The sequence below is a fragment of the Marinobacter alkalisoli genome (genome assembly GCF_045449795.1).
Taxonomy (GTDB): Bacteria; Pseudomonadota; Gammaproteobacteria; order Pseudomonadales; family Oleiphilaceae; genus Marinobacter.
This window is the reverse complement of the sequence record NZ_JBJJLB010000031.1, coordinates 31,775-46,571: the sequence shown is the minus strand read 5'-3', so window position 1 is coordinate 46,571 and position 14,797 is coordinate 31,775. Positions and strand designations below refer to the sequence as shown.

The following is a 14,797-nucleotide window of genomic DNA, read 5'->3' as shown; positions in this document are numbered from 1 at the left end:
CCAGCGTTCCGCTCACTCACAACTGGCCAGCAACCGCGTAGCATGCTCCCGCAAGGCATCCTTAAGGCCATCGGGTTTAAGGATAGTAAACCGGAACGGGAGCTGCGCCAGCCACCAGGCAAACCACTCGAAGCTGTCCGTTCGGGTGGTCAGCAGTAGTCCGTCCTCCCGCTGTTCGAATCCATCCGCAAAGGATGAGTGAAAATCAAACACGGTGGCGGCGGACTCACGGTTTGTATGCAGCAACAGTGACACCTCATGGGTTCGGCCCCAGGACAGGAAGCTCTCACTCAGGAATTCCGCTGCATCAAAATCCGGTGGCCGCTGGAAGGTGCCAGGCAACAGGTGAACGCCGCTGATGCGGTCCAGCCTGAACGACCGCATGGCTTCCCTGAGATGGCAAAAGCCGGTGAGGTACCAACGCCCCTGCCTGAACACCAGTCCGTAGGGATCCACCCGGCGGTCCATCCCGCCACGCTCTGGAGAATGCCCGACACGCTCTGGGGAATGATAGGTAAACCCCACAGTCCGCGCTGCTTCCGTGGCAACCGTCAGCGTTTGCAGGGCGCGATCGTCCAGGCTGGGTTCACCCCTGGGCAGGATCACCCGGGTGGTATCGCTGACACCACGCACGCGCTTCTTCAGGTTGGCCGGCATTACCCTTTCCAGTTTCGCCTGCACACTGGCAATGGCCGGCGCTGCATCCGAAAGCCCTAGCTGCCGGGCCGCCAACAATCCCAGGGAAACCGCCAGGGTTTCTTCTTCCGTGAACATCATCGGTGGCAACTTGAAACCCGCCACCAACCGGTAACCGCCATAGCGCCCCTGCTCCGTCATCACTGGAATGCCCAGCTCTTCCAGCACCGCGATGTAGCGCCGGATCGTTCTCCGGTCCACGCCCAGACGCTCCGCCAGCTCTGCGCCTCCAATCTGGCCGTGCGTCTGCAATAATTCCAACACGGTGAGCACGCGGGTTGTAGGACCAGACATAATCGCCTTCCTCCTGGCGTCGTTTTCCGATGATTTGAATAAATTTGCATTGTCCTGCTTATTTAGGACAGATTCTCACCTATTTACAAACTAATCTGATCTCGCAGTACTTAAGGAACCTCTGAACACTACTTGAATCACTGACTGGAAATGGAGATCGGCATGTCAGAACTCACGTTTTACACCCATCCTATGTCTCGCGGGCGCGTTGTACGCTGGATGCTGGAAGAAGTCGGCGTTCCCTACTCAGTAGAGACCATGGAATTCGGCGCGGACATGAAAACCCCGGAGTACCTGGCCATTAACCCCATGGGCAAGGTGCCGGCCATCAAACACGGCAACACCATTGTGACCGAAGTGGCGGCTATCTGTGCCTACCTGGCGGACCAGTTTCCGGACAAGCAGCTGGCGCCATCGCCACAGTCCCCGGAACGTGGCGCTTACTACCGCTGGCTGTTCTTCATGGCGGGGCCGTTTGAGATGGCCACCAGTGCACTCGCCTATGGCTGGAAAATCGATAGCAACAACGTGCAGGCCGTCGGCTGCGGCCGCGTGGAAGATCCCATCAATACACTGGAGAAAGTGCTAAGCCAGACGCCGTATATCTGTGGCGACCAGTTCACCGCAGCGGATGTGCTGGTCAGCAGTTACCTCTGGTGGGAAACGATGCAGAAGAACATCCCGCCGAACGAGGTTTTCCAGGACTACATCAACCGTACGGAAAGCAGGCCGGCTGCCAAACGTGCCAATGACCTGGACGATGCACTGGCCGAACAGATGAACGTCGCCATGGCCTGAAAGTCAGAGAGCTGACGCTGGCGATACTGTGCATATACCGCCCGGTACATTCCGTACCCAGTCGCGGATGGCCAGTATCGTCGGGTCCTGCCGACGACTTTCCGGGTAAACCAGATAGAAGGGTTTACCCTCCAATTCAGGGCCGAAGGGCTGCACCAGCCGCCCTTCGGCCAACTCATCCTCAATCAGAGGCCGACTCATCAACGCCACGCCCTGGCCACCCACTGCGGCGGAAATGGCGTGGGTTTCATCGGAAAACACCAGCCCGGCACTGACATCCAGCCCAGGTATTCCCGCCAGCTTCTGCCAGCCTGCCCAATCCAATGGTGTTATCGACGCCTGCTGTGGCCGAAAGTGAATCAGCGGATGGTTTGGCAGATCTTCCGCCCTCGTCAGCCCCAGATAGGGACTGCAGGCCGGTATGAAAGTGTTATCAAACAGTTTTTCAGCGACCAGACCTGGCCAATGCCCATCCCCGTAGCGAATAGCAAGATCCGCCGTCACCCCGTCCAGAGCCACCGCTTCGTGTGAGGCGTGGATACGCAAATCAATATCCGGATGGGTATCCCGCAGCATGCATACCCAGGACAGCAGCCAGCGAACTGCCACCGCCGGCGTCGTCGAGAGGGTAACTCCCTGGCGCGCTGGCACTGCTTTCAGTCGCTCAATCGTATTGCTGATATTGTCGAAAGCAGAACCCAGCACTTCTTGCAGCTCCCGGCCCTGAGGCGTCAGCACCAGCTGCCGGGGTTTGCGAACGAACAAGGCGATCCCCAGTGCTTCCTCAAGCCCGCGAATCTGATGACTGATGGCCGTTGCGGTTACAGATAGTTCCTGTGCAGCCTGCTTGGCACTCTCATGGCGGGCAGCAGCTTCGAAGGATCGCAAGGCAGACAACGAGGGCAGGCGACGGGAGTTCATGGATGAATTTACCTCATCTACAGGAGCAAAAAATCATCGTTTGTGAGCCTGAGAGTATGGATTTAGGCTTAATTTGCTGTCAACAACAGATGAATTTTTCTCACAACCAAATGGAGCCCCATATGACTCACATCCTGCAACTCGACGCCTCCGCCCGTCCCGGCCGCGCCGGTACCCATGAACATGGTTCCCACAGCCGCAACCTCACCCACCGGTTCGTCGAACGGTGGCAGTCCAGACGCCCCGGAGACACCATCACCTACCGGGATGTTGGCGGCACACCGCCCTCCTTCATCGATCAACCCTGGATACAGGCCGCCTTCACACCAGCACAGCAACAGGAGCCCTGGATGGCCGACACACTGGCGGAAAGTGACCGGCTGATTGATGAGCTGATCGCAGCGGATATCCTGGTCATCGGCGCCCCACTGTATAACTTCGGCATGCCGGCGGCCCTCAAGGCCTGGGTTGATCAGGTGGTTCGCATGGACCGGACCGTGTCTTATGATCCCTCAACGCCCGAGGACCCGTTCACACCGCTCCTCGCAGACCGCCCCCGCCATGCGGTTATTCTCTCGTCCCGTGGTGGCGCGGGATTCGATCCCCATGGCGAAATGGCGCACATGAATCATCTCGAGCCCGCCCTGAGCACCGTGCTCGAATTCATCGGCATCAGCAACATTCACAGTGTTGCCATCGAGAATCAGGAGGAAGGCGGTGATGCGCTGGCCGCTTCGGTTGTAGCAGCGGAGCAGCGGGTGGACGCACTGGTGGCCCGGTTGCAGGGCACGTCCCAGGCGGCTCCGAAACCAGAGCTTGCGTAACGCTGCCTGTGGCGAACGCTTGTTTCTTTACGGAACAACCGATTCCTGGGGCGATTCTGATTTGCCAGTAGCGTAAACCCTGTCCCGGACTGTCTGGATCCACTGGTAGAAAACCGGCACCAGCAACGTTCCCAGGATGGTTGCCGCGACCATGCCGCTCAGCACCGTAACACCAAGACTCACCCGGCTGGCGGCACCAGCGCCACTGGCGAACACCAACGGCAGTACGCCCAGCACAAAGGATAACGCCGTCATCAGGACCGCCCGGAACCGGAGTACGGCTGCTTTTCTGGCCGCCTCTTCGGTGGACATACCGGATTGCCGGAGCTGCATCGCAAATTCCACGATCAGAATGGCGGTTTTGGTCGACAGCCCGACCAACAACACCAGCCCGACCTGAGCGTAGATGTTATTGGCCAGCCCCAGCAGCCAAAGCCCGCCCATGGCGCCGAACATGGCAAGGGGAACCGCACCGATCACCGCAAGCGGAAGCGTCCAGCTTTCGTACTGGGCCACCAGGAACAGGTAAACAAACACAATGGCCAGCAGGAAAATCACCGTGGCCAGGCTGCCCGCCTGCAGTTCCTGCAGGCTCTGCCCCGCCCAGCTAAATTCATAGCCCTGGGGCAGCTTCTCGGCCAGGTTTGCCATCGTTGTAAGTGCATCGCCACTGGCAAAGCCCGGGGCGGCTTCACCGGATATGGTCGCTGAGCGCTTGAGATTGAAATGCTGGATACTCGACGGCCCCAAAACCGGTTCCAGTGATGCCAGAGTGGTCAGTGGCACCATGTCGCCCTGTTGGTTTCGCACGTAGTAATAGGACAGATCCTCGGGTTTCTGCCGAAAACTCCCCTCTGCCTGCAGCAATACCCGGTAGTTCTTGCCGAAACGGGTGAAGTCGTTAACGTAGAGCGAGCCAAGCTGGGTCTGCAGGGTGGAGAATATATCGGAGAGCTGTATGCCAAGGGCCTTGGCCTTGTTGCGATCCACATGCAACAGATACTGAGGGATATTGGCGCGATAGGTACTGTAGACCCGGGTCAGCGATTCCTGCTGGTTGGCTTCGAATATCAGGCCGTTCATAACCTGGGAAAGCTCCGCAACGTCTCGCCCGAGATTGTCCTGTAGACGGAAATCAAACCCCGCCGAGGTGCCAAGCCCGGGAATGGGCGGCGCGTTGAATACCATTACCTGCGCTTCTGGCACGGTCCAGAGCAGCGATGAAAGCCGCGGGATGACCTGTTGCAGACCCAGAGTTGCGTCTTGCCGCTCCTCCCAGTCCTTCAGCATGACGATGCCCAGGCCGTTATTGGAATTGGTGCCGCCCAACAGAGAGAAGCCCGATACCGTGATGAAATCGGTCACGGCAGGATCTTCCAGCACCATGTCTGTCACTTTCTCGAGCACGGCGTCGGTTCGCTCAAGCGCTGCTGCGTCCGGCAGCTGCACATCCACAAACAGGAATCCCTGATCCTCTGGCGGCACAAAGGCGGTCGGCACCGCCTTGAACAGACCGGCACTGGCGATCAGGAGGGCCACCAGTGCCACACCGACCAGCGCGCCCTTGCGAAGCAGCCGCGTCACGACACCGTCGTAGCCCTTTGTGCCTCTGACGATCAACCGCTCGAACGGGCGCAGCCAGCGAATGGACTGGTTACCGCCCCGCCCAAGCAGGGAGACGCAAAGCGCCGGGCTTAGAGTCAGCGCATTGATCGAGGAAATGATCACCGCCACGGAAATGGTGACGGAAAACTGCTTGTACAACTCACCGGTAATGCCGGGCATGAAGCCGACCGGGACGAACACCGCCAGCAACACCAGAGTGGTGGCAATCACCGGGCCGGTCACCTCCGCCATGGCTTTCGTCACCGCCTCGCGAATGGGCAGTTTTTCTTCCTGCAGAATGCGCTCGACGTTTTCGATCACCACAATGGCATCATCCACCACTATGCCAATGGCAAGCACCAGACCGAACAGAGTGATTGTGTTGATGGAATAGCCCAGTACCGCCATGACCGCAAAAGTGCCAATCAGTGAAACGGGAATCGCGATGCTGGGAATGAGCGTAGCCCGCCAGTTCTGCAGAAACAGAAAAACCACCAGAATCACCAGCCCGACGGCCTGGAACAGGGTGAGGATCACCTCATCGATGGAGCGGCTGATGAATTCCGTGGTGTCGTAGAGCACGCTGTAGCCAACGCCGTCGGGAAAAGCCGGTTCGGCATCCGCCACCACCTTCTTGACACGCTCGGCGACTTCTAGCGCGTTGGCGTCGGGCAACTGATAGATCACCAGGAAGGCCGTGTCCTGATTATTGACCTTGGCGGTGGAGGCATAGGATCGGGAGCCCAGCTCGATCCGACCAACGTCCCGTAAACGTACAAAGCCGCCATCAGACTTTGCGCGGAGGATGGTCTGGGCGAACTCTTCAGGGTCGGACAGCCGTTCACGACTCTGGATGCTGTACACAAATTGCTGCCCGGCAGGCACCGGTGGCTGACCCAGCTTGCCCGCGGCGACAATCTGATTCTGTTCCCTCAGTGCCGCCGCTACGTCCGCAACCGTGATATCGAGGGATGACATGCTCTGTGGGTTCAACCAGACCCGCATGCTGTAGTCTTTCGCACCCATCACTTCCGCCGAGCCTACACCGGGCACCCGCCCCAACGCCTCGACCAGATTGTTGGAGGCATAATTGCTGAGAAAAACTCCGTCCAGGTCCGAACGGTCGGACGTCAGGTTGATGCCCATCAGCATATTGCCGGCCTGCTTGCTGACCACCACCCCCTGCCTTCTCACTTCATCCGGCAAAAACGGCTCCGCGAGCGCGACCCGGTTCTGAACATTGACCTGGGCAATATCAGTGTCGGTGCCGCTTTCGAACGTCAGGGTGATCTTGGCCGTGCCGTCGCTGGAGGCCGTTGACTCGATGTAGATCATGCCCTCAACCCCGTTGAGTTGTTGCTCAACCGGGCGAATGACCGCTTCCTCAACCACCTGGGCACTGGCGCCGGGCAGCGACGCCGACACCTGAACCTGAGGCGGCGCCATATCGGGATACATATTCACTGGCAGGCCACGAAGCGCGAGAAGGCCAGCCAGGGTAATCAGGATGGATATAACGAACGCAAACTTAGGCCGCCGAATGAAAACACCGCTGATCATTTTTCAACCTCACCTGCATCGGCGAGGGCACCGGTATCCGGATCAATACGCTTTTGCACCGGGTTGACCGTAACCCCGGATCGGACTTTCTGCAGCCCCTCCACAATCACTCGCTCGCCAGCCTCAAGCCCACTCTCTGCAACTAACATTGCCCCCCGGGTAGGCCCGGTTTTGATGAAGCGCTGGACCACCTGTTGCTGGTCGTCCACCAACAACACAAACTTGCCTTCAATGGTTTCCTGAACCGCTACCTGGGGAACCAGAATCCGCGCCTCGCCGGTCTGCCCTTCCACATGGAGGGTGACGTAGAGCCCCGGTAGAAGAATCGCTTCGGAATTGGGGAACACCGCTCTCATGGCGACGGTCCCTGTACTGGCGTCCGTGGTGACATCCGCAAAGTCCAGCACACCGCCCTGGGTATAGCGCTCGCCGTCCGGCAAGGTGAGGTACAAAGACAGATTACTGACAATATCCTCGGCGGCGTCCCTTCCAGCTCGTCGGAATGCTACGTAGTCCGCTTCGTTGAGCTGGAATTCCACGTAGATAGGATCGGTTACCAGAATTTCAGTAATGGCACCGCTGGCAGGGCTGACCACCGCGCCCACATCAAAATTCAGCTTTCCGATCCAGCCGTCAAAGGGCGCCTTTATTTCTGTATAGCCAAGGTTGTTTGCCGCCTTCTGTACAGCCGCTTCCGCCGTCTGTAAACGCCCTTCGGCCGCGTTGAAGCGGTCCCTCAGTTTGTCCAGGTCGGCGGCCGAAAGGTACCCCTTGTCGGCCACATCCTCGCCACGCTGAAGGTTTCTAGTGGCGGACTGCAACTCTGCCCGGGAAGCAGCCAGTTCTGCCTTGGCCTGGCTGAGATCTGCGCTGGCATTGGTATCCTCCAGTCGAACCAGCAGTTGCCCCTCTTCAACCCGGGAGCCTTCCTTGAACTGGATTTCCCGGATTTCTGCTTCAATGCGTGCGGAGATATCGGCTTTCGCTGACGCGGCCGTTCTGGCAACGAATTCCCGGGATGGCCTTACTTCGGCGTTTTCCAGCACCACCACTGATACGGAAACCGGCGCAGCCTTGGGTGCTTCAGTCGGCTCGGAGCACCCGGCAATCAGTGTGAGGAAAAGGGCTGGAATAAATAGCAGAGCCAGCGGTTTCCGGGCAGGCTGGCAAGAGTATCTGAATCTGAACATTAACTCTCTTCCTTGATCGGATTGGCGGTCCGGGAGCATTCTCTGGTTTGGATTAAAGGATAGCCAATGCGCCCATACCCCGCCATTTATTGGACATTTAGCCGGCTTGCTCTTTACATCCTCATGATAATTACGCTACATGACAGGAAACCGACTTCCGATCACCCACGTTTGATGGATAAAACGATGACAACTCGACTGACAGTTCCTCTGGCCTTTCTGGCACTCTCACTGACCGGCTGTGCCTATCAGGAATCCCTGAAGAGCGGCACCGAAAACCCGTGCGCCACCCTGAAAAACATCGTGGCGGATTACCCGACGGGGTTCGCTTCGTACCGGAAAGGTGGGTCGGATTTCAGAGCGGTGACGATTTACCAGGCAAAGGAAGAACTGATTCGCGGCCATTGTGAAGTATGGGCCTGGGGCAATGCTGACTCAGCCTACGTGTGTACCGTGGCAGCTCCGGATCCGGAGGTAGCCACTGAGCGCTATACCCAGGCAGTGGAACAGGTTTCAGGTTGCCTCGGGCCAGACTGGGTTGCCGAAGAAGGAGCCCGGGAGAGAGACGGCGAGGCCGATGGCGTAGCTACCCGTTTCCAGTCTCAGGACGCGAAGATGCCTGTGGTCTCCATACACAACGTCAAGGATCGTTGGCGCCGGTCAGTCTATCTTTACATCGGAAGTCCCGCACGCGAGCACGAGTGACTAATGAGCGGCGCCCCGTGATTTATCCTTCGGATAGCCAGGGGCACGCTGACTGCCGCCAAATTTTTTTTGCTATCAGATGCATCTTTCCCGGAACTTTCCCCGTATCACTCGGTACGCCCACCCATTAAACATTGGAAGTGGTGGGAAACAACCCGATGACGAGGAGAACAAGATGAAGAAGCACTTCAAGACAGGCGCATTTTTGGCAGCTACGTTTATGTCTGGTGCCCTGATGTCCGGGAGCGCACTGGCTGGTGATCACGCCAAGGTTGGTGTTTGGGGCGACGATCAATCCGTCTCTGACGGCACGGTTACCGCCAAGAAAGTCGTAGCCGAGAAGAACGGCTGGCTGGTAGTCCACCGCACCGATGAGAGCATGAAGCCAGGCCCTGTTGTTGGACACGCACCTCTCAAAATGGGCAAAAACAAGGATGTAGCCGCGATTCTTACCGAAGAAGTGGCATCCGGCGATATGCTGATGCTAATGCTTCACGCCGAGGACGGCGGTATGAAAACCGGCATCTTCGAATACACCCTGGGCGCCAAGGAAGACGGTCCGGTCAAGAAAGACGGCAAGCTGGTGATGAAAACCATCACCGTGAAGTAATTACCCAGTGGTTGTGCAGGCAGGGCCTTCACCGGCCCTGCCTGTCCCCCTTTCCGGTCAGTTCCCTTCTTTCGCGATCAAACGCCGCACCTGCGCCAGGTTTTCATTGGACGTGACGTGGTAACTGGGTGATGCCTTGGCTGCCTTCTGAAAGAAGGTCTCGGCCTGCGGGTAGTCCCCCTCCGCCATGCGGATATAGCCCATGGTGTTCCAGGCATCGGCTTCGTCCATCACTTTGGCGAGTGCGTCCAAAGCTTCGTCGTAACGCTGCAGGCGAGTGTACAACTGTCCCAGGTTCCGCCATGTGCGTTCGTGCCCTGGTTCCAGATTCAGCGCGGTCTGGTACTGATTCTCCGCCCGGCTCCAGTGGCCGACCAGGTAGTAGGAATAGCCCAGGTTATTGTGAAGCTTGGCATTACGGGGAGAGATCACCAGAGCCCTGTCGTAGTAGCTCCTGGCATCGGCAAAGTCACCCTTCAGGTCCGCCATGATGCCCAGTCCGTTAAGCGCCTGCCACCGATTGCTGTCGGCTTCAATTGCCTTTTCCAGCATCAACCGGGCCTGTTCGTACTCTCGCTGTTTCATCAGCATCAGCCCCAGCCCCTCCAGAGCGCCGGGGTGAGTGGCGTCTTTTTCAAGGGCGAGACGAAAAGCGGAGGCAGCCTTGCCATTGGCCTCCTTGTGAAGGTTGATCACTCCGATTTTGTAGAAGGTATCGGCGTTGTCCGGATCCAACTCCAGAGAGCGAATGTATTCAAACACCGCCTCATCCACTTTGCCTTGCCGGTATGCCGCGTCGCCCCTTGCGATAGCCTCCTCTGCCGATTCCACGGGCATCAGCGTGGAGAAAGTGAGCTCTGACGTGCCTTCGTAGAGTTGCTTGTAGCTGTTACCGGATTTGACCGCTGGGCTGCTGGCACAGCCGCCCAGGACCAGTGCCGTGATGACAATGCCCGCCTGTACCAGCTTCCTCATACCATGCCGGTCAGCGGCCCGATCATCCTTGTACGTTGCTTTTGTTTGCTGATGTTCCATCATGGTAACTCCTCGGATTATTTTTGTGTTTGTCACCAGGCCTGAAAGTGGTCCAGCAACCCAACGACAGCAGGGCCTATGGCCACGACAAAAAATGCAGGGAACATGCACAACACCAGTGGAAACACCATTTTTGTGGAGATGGTGGCTGCGGTTTCCTCTGCTTTTTGCATACGCTTGTCACGAAACTCCTCGGAATAAATCCTCAGGGATTCCGCAGTGCTGGTGCCAAACCTCAGGCTTTGGCTGAGCAGGGCCACAAGCCCGCCAATTTCTTCCAGCCCGGTGCGGTCGGCCAGGTTCTTCAGCGCCTCAACCCGATCGACACCGGCGCGCATTTCGCTGTTTACCAGGGCCAGTTCCTCGGCCAACTCAGGGTGCCCAACCGCCAGTTCATCGGATACCCGCTGTATGGCAGGTTTCAGGCCATATCCCGCTTCGGTGCATACCACCAAAAGGTCAAGAGCATCGGGGAACCCGTTATACAGTTTGCGCTTGCGCTTCTCGATCAACTTACTCAATACAATGTTCGGACCAATGGTTCCCACTAACATAGCCCCAGCAGCTGCCTGCACTACCTCCTTGGTGGTCAATCCTGGTACCCAGCGCAATCCGAAAAACACTAACAGTGGCAGCCCTACAATCATTAAGGTTTTTATTGCGTAGAAGTTTGCCAGCGCGTTGTCATTGCGAAAGCCTGCGTGCATCAGTCGCTCAAGGGTGCGGTTACGCTCTTTTTCTTTCTTGGGTAGAAAATGCGGAGCGACGGACTTCAACATAGGACTGAAGAAACCCTCTTTTTCCGTTTCCCCGGCTTCTGGAGCAACCACAGTGTGTAATCGGCTTCGCACTGGATGGAACAGAGTAGACATCAGGAACATCCCGGCAAGAGCGAGACAAAAAACCGCCACAGCCATCAGCGCCACGAAAGCCAGCTGCGCCATGTGCCGATCTTGGAGGATGCTATCAAGCATTCCGATCAGATAATCCATTGCCCTTCCCTCCTACACCTTTATGTTGAGGATCTTCTTGATCCAGAAAACCCCGACAACGATCAGAATCAGGGAAGTCAGGATGATATCGCCACCCCGGGGATTCTCGGTAAGCATGGGCATGTAGCCTGGATTCACCAGAGTGATCATTAAGAACAGTACAAACGGTGTCAGGGTGAGCACCCAGGCGGAGACTCGCCCCTCAGCGGAGAGCGTTCGAACCCGGCGCTGAAAACGGAACCGGCCACGGATGACTGAGGCGATCTTCTCCAGCACCTCAGCCAGGTTGCCGCCCGATTCACGCTGTACAAGCACAGCGGTAATCAGGGCCATGATCAGTACACTGGGTACCCGCTGCAGCAGGCCAAACAGAGCTATGCGGACATCGCCCCCGTAATTGATCTCGTTGAACGTTGTCTGGAATTCCTCTTTAACCGGGCTCGGCATTTCAGTGGAAACCAGACGAATCGCTTCAATAAACGGATGACCCGCTCGCAGGGCTCGGATAATGACATCCACCACGTCGGGTAATTGCTCCTCAATTTTCGCAATACGCTGACTACGCTTCCTGCGCAAGTAGAGGAAGGGAATAGCGGCCCCGAGAGGCGAGAGTGCCAGAGGCGCCCACCAGATGCCGGTCAGGGAATAACCCATGAATCCAGCCAGCGCAGCCAGCAATATGGCCATCAACAGCACCCGGTAAGCCCGGGTACGGTATCCGCTCTGAGCGATCAGTGTGACCAGCGGCTGCAGCAACGACATGGATTCCAGCCGTTTCTCCAGTGGCGACAGGTCCCGCAGATATTGCTCCCGCACCAGGGATACCCGCTCCGCAGCCCCGTCCGATTCGCTAATCTGTTTCATGCGCTGGCCCAGCCGTTTTCGGGCGCCGCGGCTCTCTCCGAATACCGGAATCACCAGACCTTGCGACAGCAGGAATACAGCCACGAAGACCAATGCAATAAAAATCCAGAGTTTATCTCCCAACACGTCCATGGCTCAGCTCCCGAATTCCGGATCATAGAGTGACAACGGCAACACAATGCCCCGTTGGTGCAGATGCTCCTGGAAACGGGGCACAATACCCGTTGCAAGGTAACTGCCCAGTACACGACCATGCTCATCGCGGCCATGACGGCGGAAGGTAAAGATTTCCGACATGGTAATCACATCGCCTTCCATACCGTTGATTTCCTGCACGCTCACCAGCCGGCGGGTACCGTCCTCCTGACGCTCGACCTGAACAACGACATCGATGGCCGAGGCAACCTGGGAACGAATGGCCTTGACCGGCATGGTGGTTCCCGTCATGGATACCATGTTCTCGATCCGGGTCAGTGCGTCCCGGGGGGCGTTGGCGTGTAGGGTGGTCATGGAGCCATCGTGGCCGGTATTCATTGCCTGCAACATATCCAGCGCCTCTGTTCCCCGAACCTCGCCGACGATGATGCGGTCCGGGCGCATCCGTAAACTGTTACGGACCAGGTCCCGCTGGGTAACTTCACCCTTGCTCTCAATGTTCGGCGGGCGGGTTTCCAGTCGCGCCACATGGGGCTGCTGCAGTTGCAGTTCCGCGGAATCCTCAATGGTGACGATCCGTTCGTCGTGGGGCACAAACCCGGACATCACGTTCAGAAGGGTGGTCTTGCCTGAACCGGTACCGCCGGAAATCAGCACGTTCAGCCGGCCCCGGACAATGCCTTCCAGCAGGCTGGCAATGGCCGGCGTCAGGGTACCCTTATCCATCAGCGCCTCCATGGACAGATGGCCAATGGAAAAACGGCGAATCGACAGCAACGGTCCGTCCACCGCCAGGGGCGGAATGATGGCGTTCACCCGGGATCCATCCTTGAGACGAGCGTCCACCATGGGCGAGGACTCATCAATACGGCGACCAACACTGGAAACAATTCGATCAATGGTGTTCAACAGGTGAGTGTCGCTCTGAAAGCTGACAGCCTCCCTCTCCAGCTTGCCGTTGCGCTCCACATAGACGCAGTTGTAGCCGTTGACCAGAATATCCGAGATGGACTTGTCAGCCAGCAAGGGCTCCAGCGGGCCAAAGCCGAGGATGTCGTCCTTGATCTGGCGAAGAATTCGCTCGCGGGCGGCCAGCGACAGCGGAATGGACTCTTCCGCCATCAAACGCTGGCCAATATCCCGCAGCTGGCGCTCAGCCTCTTCCCGCCCGAGGGTTCCCAGAAGGGAAAGATCCAGCACCTTCATCAGTTTCTGGTGAATTTTCTGTTTCCAGGCCCGTTCCTGCTCCTCTTCCGCACGTCGGGCTGTGTCCTTGCCATTGCCTGGGTGGACCAGCGGGGGCTCCAGCTCGCCCTTGTCGATGTCATTCATTCTGCCCAGTTCCATAACGCCCTCCTCAGGCTCCTGCCAGTTTCCGCCAGACCCGACCGAGGCCGGACTGAGGCACCACTTTTTTGCCACTCAGGGATTCCGCCATCTGTACCATGCTGCGACTCACCAGCGACGATGGCGCGGCCTCCAGTAGCGGAACCCCCAGGTTTGCACTTTCCGCAACCCTGGCGTAATCATTGGGGATGCAGGTCAGATCCCTGGCGCCCAGGGCTTTCTCGATGTCCGAGGTGGTCAGCGCCAGGCGCTTGTTCCAGCGGTTCACCACCAGACCGATCCGGTCCTCCGGCACGCCCAGATAGCGAGTAAGGTAATGAAGTAACCGGCGGGCATCCTGAATGTGAGCGATGGTCTGCTGCATGACCACCAGCACCCGGTCGGCGGACTCCAGCAGGGCACCGGTGACACCATCAATCTGTCTTGGCAGGTCAACCACCGTGTGGTCGTACCCCGAGCGCAGCAACATCAGCAGCTTCTGTAACTGGCTCTCGTCGATGTCCCCGGGCACTACCAACTGATCCGAACTGTTGCCCAGAAGATGCAGGCCACTCTTGTGTTTCATCATGTGCCCTTCGAGCGCCAGCAGATCCATGTTGTCTGCCCTTAGTATGGCGTCAATCAGGCTGCCGCTTTCCTGCATATCGAACGCAGACGCCAGGTGGCCGAATTGCAGGTCCATGTCCAGCAGGGCGACCCGGTCCTCAATTCTTTCGGCCAGGCTGTGGGCCAGTGCCGCTGAAATGGTACTGGCGCCGGATCCCCCTTTGGCATTGATGACCGCAAACAGGCCCCCGGCCTGTTCGTTGGCCGGTTGCAGCTCACGGGCGATGCGCCGCAATGCTTCCAGCAATTCCTGTTTTTGCACCGGGAACGTGAAGTAGTCCCGTGCGCCCACCCGCATGGAAGTGCGCATGACATTGGTATCTTCCGGGCCGGTGACCAACGTCGGCACACGCCCCTGCGCAGGGCGTTCATCAAGGGACTTCAACTCGTCTTCCCAGGCCACTGTGGTGCAGAACACCAGGGCGTCGGGCAAATCCACAACATTGTGGAGCGGATCCGAGTGCCCATTGGTAATCAAACGCTTGCTTACGGACAGGCCCGACTGGTTGGCAAGCATCTGCTCAAGCTCTTCCAGTTCACGGGCGTTACGCCCTGCTATCAAAACCGTCATCGGTGCTTTCATGGCGTTATCCT

13 protein-coding genes are annotated in these 14,797 nt (G+C 58.0%); 4 read left to right on the top strand and 9 right to left on the bottom strand.

Features of this window, described 5'->3' with window-relative positions; all coding sequences use genetic code 11:
• Window positions 1-12 precede the first annotated feature (12 nt).
• A complete protein-coding gene (locus ACJO3M_RS14915) occupies window positions 13-990 on the bottom strand; it encodes a helix-turn-helix transcriptional regulator (protein WP_407002180.1) in 978 nt (325 codons plus the stop codon).
• Between the two features lie 162 nt (window positions 991-1,152).
• On the opposite strand from ACJO3M_RS14915, the gene ACJO3M_RS14910 reads away from it, so the two are divergent.
• Window positions 1,153-1,788, top strand: coding sequence for a glutathione S-transferase family protein (locus ACJO3M_RS14910; protein WP_407002179.1), 636 nt, complete (start codon window positions 1,153-1,155; stop codon window positions 1,786-1,788).
• Between the two features lie 3 nt (window positions 1,789-1,791).
• Here ACJO3M_RS14910 and ACJO3M_RS14905 read toward each other — a convergent pair whose 3' ends face one another.
• Entirely contained in the window at window positions 1,792-2,709 is a 918-nt protein-coding gene (locus ACJO3M_RS14905) for a LysR substrate-binding domain-containing protein (RefSeq protein ID WP_407002178.1), read from the bottom strand.
• 122 nt (window positions 2,710-2,831) lie between these two features.
• Here ACJO3M_RS14905 and ACJO3M_RS14900 point away from each other — a divergent pair, with 122 nt between their 5' ends.
• Window positions 2,832-3,533, top strand: a complete 702-nt coding sequence (locus ACJO3M_RS14900; protein ID WP_407002177.1) for an FMN-dependent NADH-azoreductase — start codon at window positions 2,832-2,834, stop codon at window positions 3,531-3,533.
• Between the two features lie 27 nt (window positions 3,534-3,560).
• Here the strand turns inward: ACJO3M_RS14900 and ACJO3M_RS14895 are convergent, their stop codons facing one another.
• Both ACJO3M_RS14895 and ACJO3M_RS14890 read right to left on the bottom strand, forming a co-directional pair.
• Window positions 3,561-6,698 carry an efflux RND transporter permease subunit gene (locus ACJO3M_RS14895; protein ID WP_407002176.1) on the bottom strand — a complete coding sequence of 1,046 codons (3,138 nt, stop codon included), beginning with the start codon at window positions 6,696-6,698 and terminating at the stop codon, window positions 3,561-3,563.
• Window positions 6,695-7,888 (bottom strand): efflux RND transporter periplasmic adaptor subunit, encoded by a 1,194-nt coding sequence (locus ACJO3M_RS14890; RefSeq protein ID WP_407002175.1) that lies wholly within the window; start codon window positions 7,886-7,888, stop codon window positions 6,695-6,697. Before ACJO3M_RS14890 ends, ACJO3M_RS14895 begins: the two co-directional genes overlap by 4 nt.
• A gap of 186 nt (window positions 7,889-8,074) precedes the next feature.
• Between ACJO3M_RS14890 and ACJO3M_RS14885 the strand changes: the two genes are divergently transcribed.
• On the top strand, window positions 8,075-8,593 hold the full coding sequence (locus ACJO3M_RS14885; RefSeq protein WP_407002174.1) for a hypothetical protein: 519 nt from the start codon (window positions 8,075-8,077) through the stop codon (window positions 8,591-8,593).
• 175 nt (window positions 8,594-8,768) lie between these two features.
• Window positions 8,769-9,203 carry a DUF7282 domain-containing protein gene (locus ACJO3M_RS14880; RefSeq protein WP_407002173.1) on the top strand — a complete coding sequence of 145 codons (435 nt, stop codon included), beginning with the start codon at window positions 8,769-8,771 and terminating at the stop codon, window positions 9,201-9,203.
• Between the two features lie 57 nt (window positions 9,204-9,260).
• Here the strand turns inward: ACJO3M_RS14880 and ACJO3M_RS14875 are convergent, their stop codons facing one another.
• Genes ACJO3M_RS14875 through ACJO3M_RS14855 form a run of 5 tightly spaced genes read right to left on the bottom strand, consistent with a single transcriptional unit; the run spans window position 9,261 to window position 14,786 of the window.
• Complete coding sequence (locus ACJO3M_RS14875) at window positions 9,261-10,241, bottom strand: tetratricopeptide repeat protein (RefSeq protein ID WP_407002172.1); 981 nt, start codon at window positions 10,239-10,241, stop codon at window positions 9,261-9,263.
• Between the two features lie 29 nt (window positions 10,242-10,270).
• The gene (locus ACJO3M_RS14870; protein WP_407002171.1) at window positions 10,271-11,230 is read right to left on the bottom strand and encodes a type II secretion system F family protein; all 960 of its coding nucleotides are present in this window, start codon (window positions 11,228-11,230) and stop codon (window positions 10,271-10,273) included.
• A gap of 12 nt (window positions 11,231-11,242) precedes the next feature.
• Window positions 11,243-12,226: a type II secretion system F family protein gene (locus tag ACJO3M_RS14865; RefSeq protein WP_407002170.1), complete on the bottom strand. Its 984-nt coding sequence runs from the start codon at window positions 12,224-12,226 to the stop codon at window positions 11,243-11,245.
• 3 nt (window positions 12,227-12,229) lie between these two features.
• Window positions 12,230-13,597: a TadA family conjugal transfer-associated ATPase gene (locus tag ACJO3M_RS14860; protein WP_407002169.1), complete on the bottom strand. Its 1,368-nt coding sequence runs from the start codon at window positions 13,595-13,597 to the stop codon at window positions 12,230-12,232.
• Between the two features lie 10 nt (window positions 13,598-13,607).
• A complete protein-coding gene (locus tag ACJO3M_RS14855) occupies window positions 13,608-14,786 on the bottom strand; it encodes a CpaE/TadZ family protein (protein ID WP_407002168.1) in 1,179 nt (392 codons plus the stop codon).
• Between the last annotated feature and the right edge of the window lie 11 nt (window positions 14,787-14,797).

Bases quoted from the DNA above. Each gene is read 5' to 3' on its own strand.
- ACJO3M_RS14860 (WP_407002169.1), bottom strand. From the start codon at position 13,597: ATGGAACTGGGCAGAATGAATGACATCGACAAGGGCGAGCTGGAGCCC.
- ACJO3M_RS14910 (WP_407002179.1), top strand. From the start codon at position 1,153: ATGTCAGAACTCACGTTTTACACCCATCCTATGTCTCGCGGGCGCGTT.
- ACJO3M_RS14870 (WP_407002171.1), bottom strand. From the start codon at position 11,230: ATGGATTATCTGATCGGAATGCTTGATAGCATCCTCCAAGATCGGCAC.
- ACJO3M_RS14890 (WP_407002175.1), bottom strand. From the start codon at position 7,888: ATGTTCAGATTCAGATACTCTTGCCAGCCTGCCCGGAAACCGCTGGCT.
- ACJO3M_RS14915 (WP_407002180.1), bottom strand. From the start codon at position 990: ATGTCTGGTCCTACAACCCGCGTGCTCACCGTGTTGGAATTATTGCAG.
- ACJO3M_RS14900 (WP_407002177.1), top strand. From the start codon at position 2,832: ATGACTCACATCCTGCAACTCGACGCCTCCGCCCGTCCCGGCCGCGCC.
- ACJO3M_RS14905 (WP_407002178.1), bottom strand. From the start codon at position 2,709: ATGAACTCCCGTCGCCTGCCCTCGTTGTCTGCCTTGCGATCCTTCGAA.
- ACJO3M_RS14880 (WP_407002173.1), top strand. From the start codon at position 8,769: ATGAAGAAGCACTTCAAGACAGGCGCATTTTTGGCAGCTACGTTTATG.
- ACJO3M_RS14885 (WP_407002174.1), top strand. From the start codon at position 8,075: ATGACAACTCGACTGACAGTTCCTCTGGCCTTTCTGGCACTCTCACTG.
- ACJO3M_RS14875 (WP_407002172.1), bottom strand. From the start codon at position 10,241: ATGATGGAACATCAGCAAACAAAAGCAACGTACAAGGATGATCGGGCC.
- ACJO3M_RS14855 (WP_407002168.1), bottom strand. From the start codon at position 14,786: ATGAAAGCACCGATGACGGTTTTGATAGCAGGGCGTAACGCCCGTGAA.
- ACJO3M_RS14865 (WP_407002170.1), bottom strand. From the start codon at position 12,226: ATGGACGTGTTGGGAGATAAACTCTGGATTTTTATTGCATTGGTCTTC.
- ACJO3M_RS14895 (WP_407002176.1), bottom strand. From the start codon at position 6,698: ATGATCAGCGGTGTTTTCATTCGGCGGCCTAAGTTTGCGTTCGTTATA.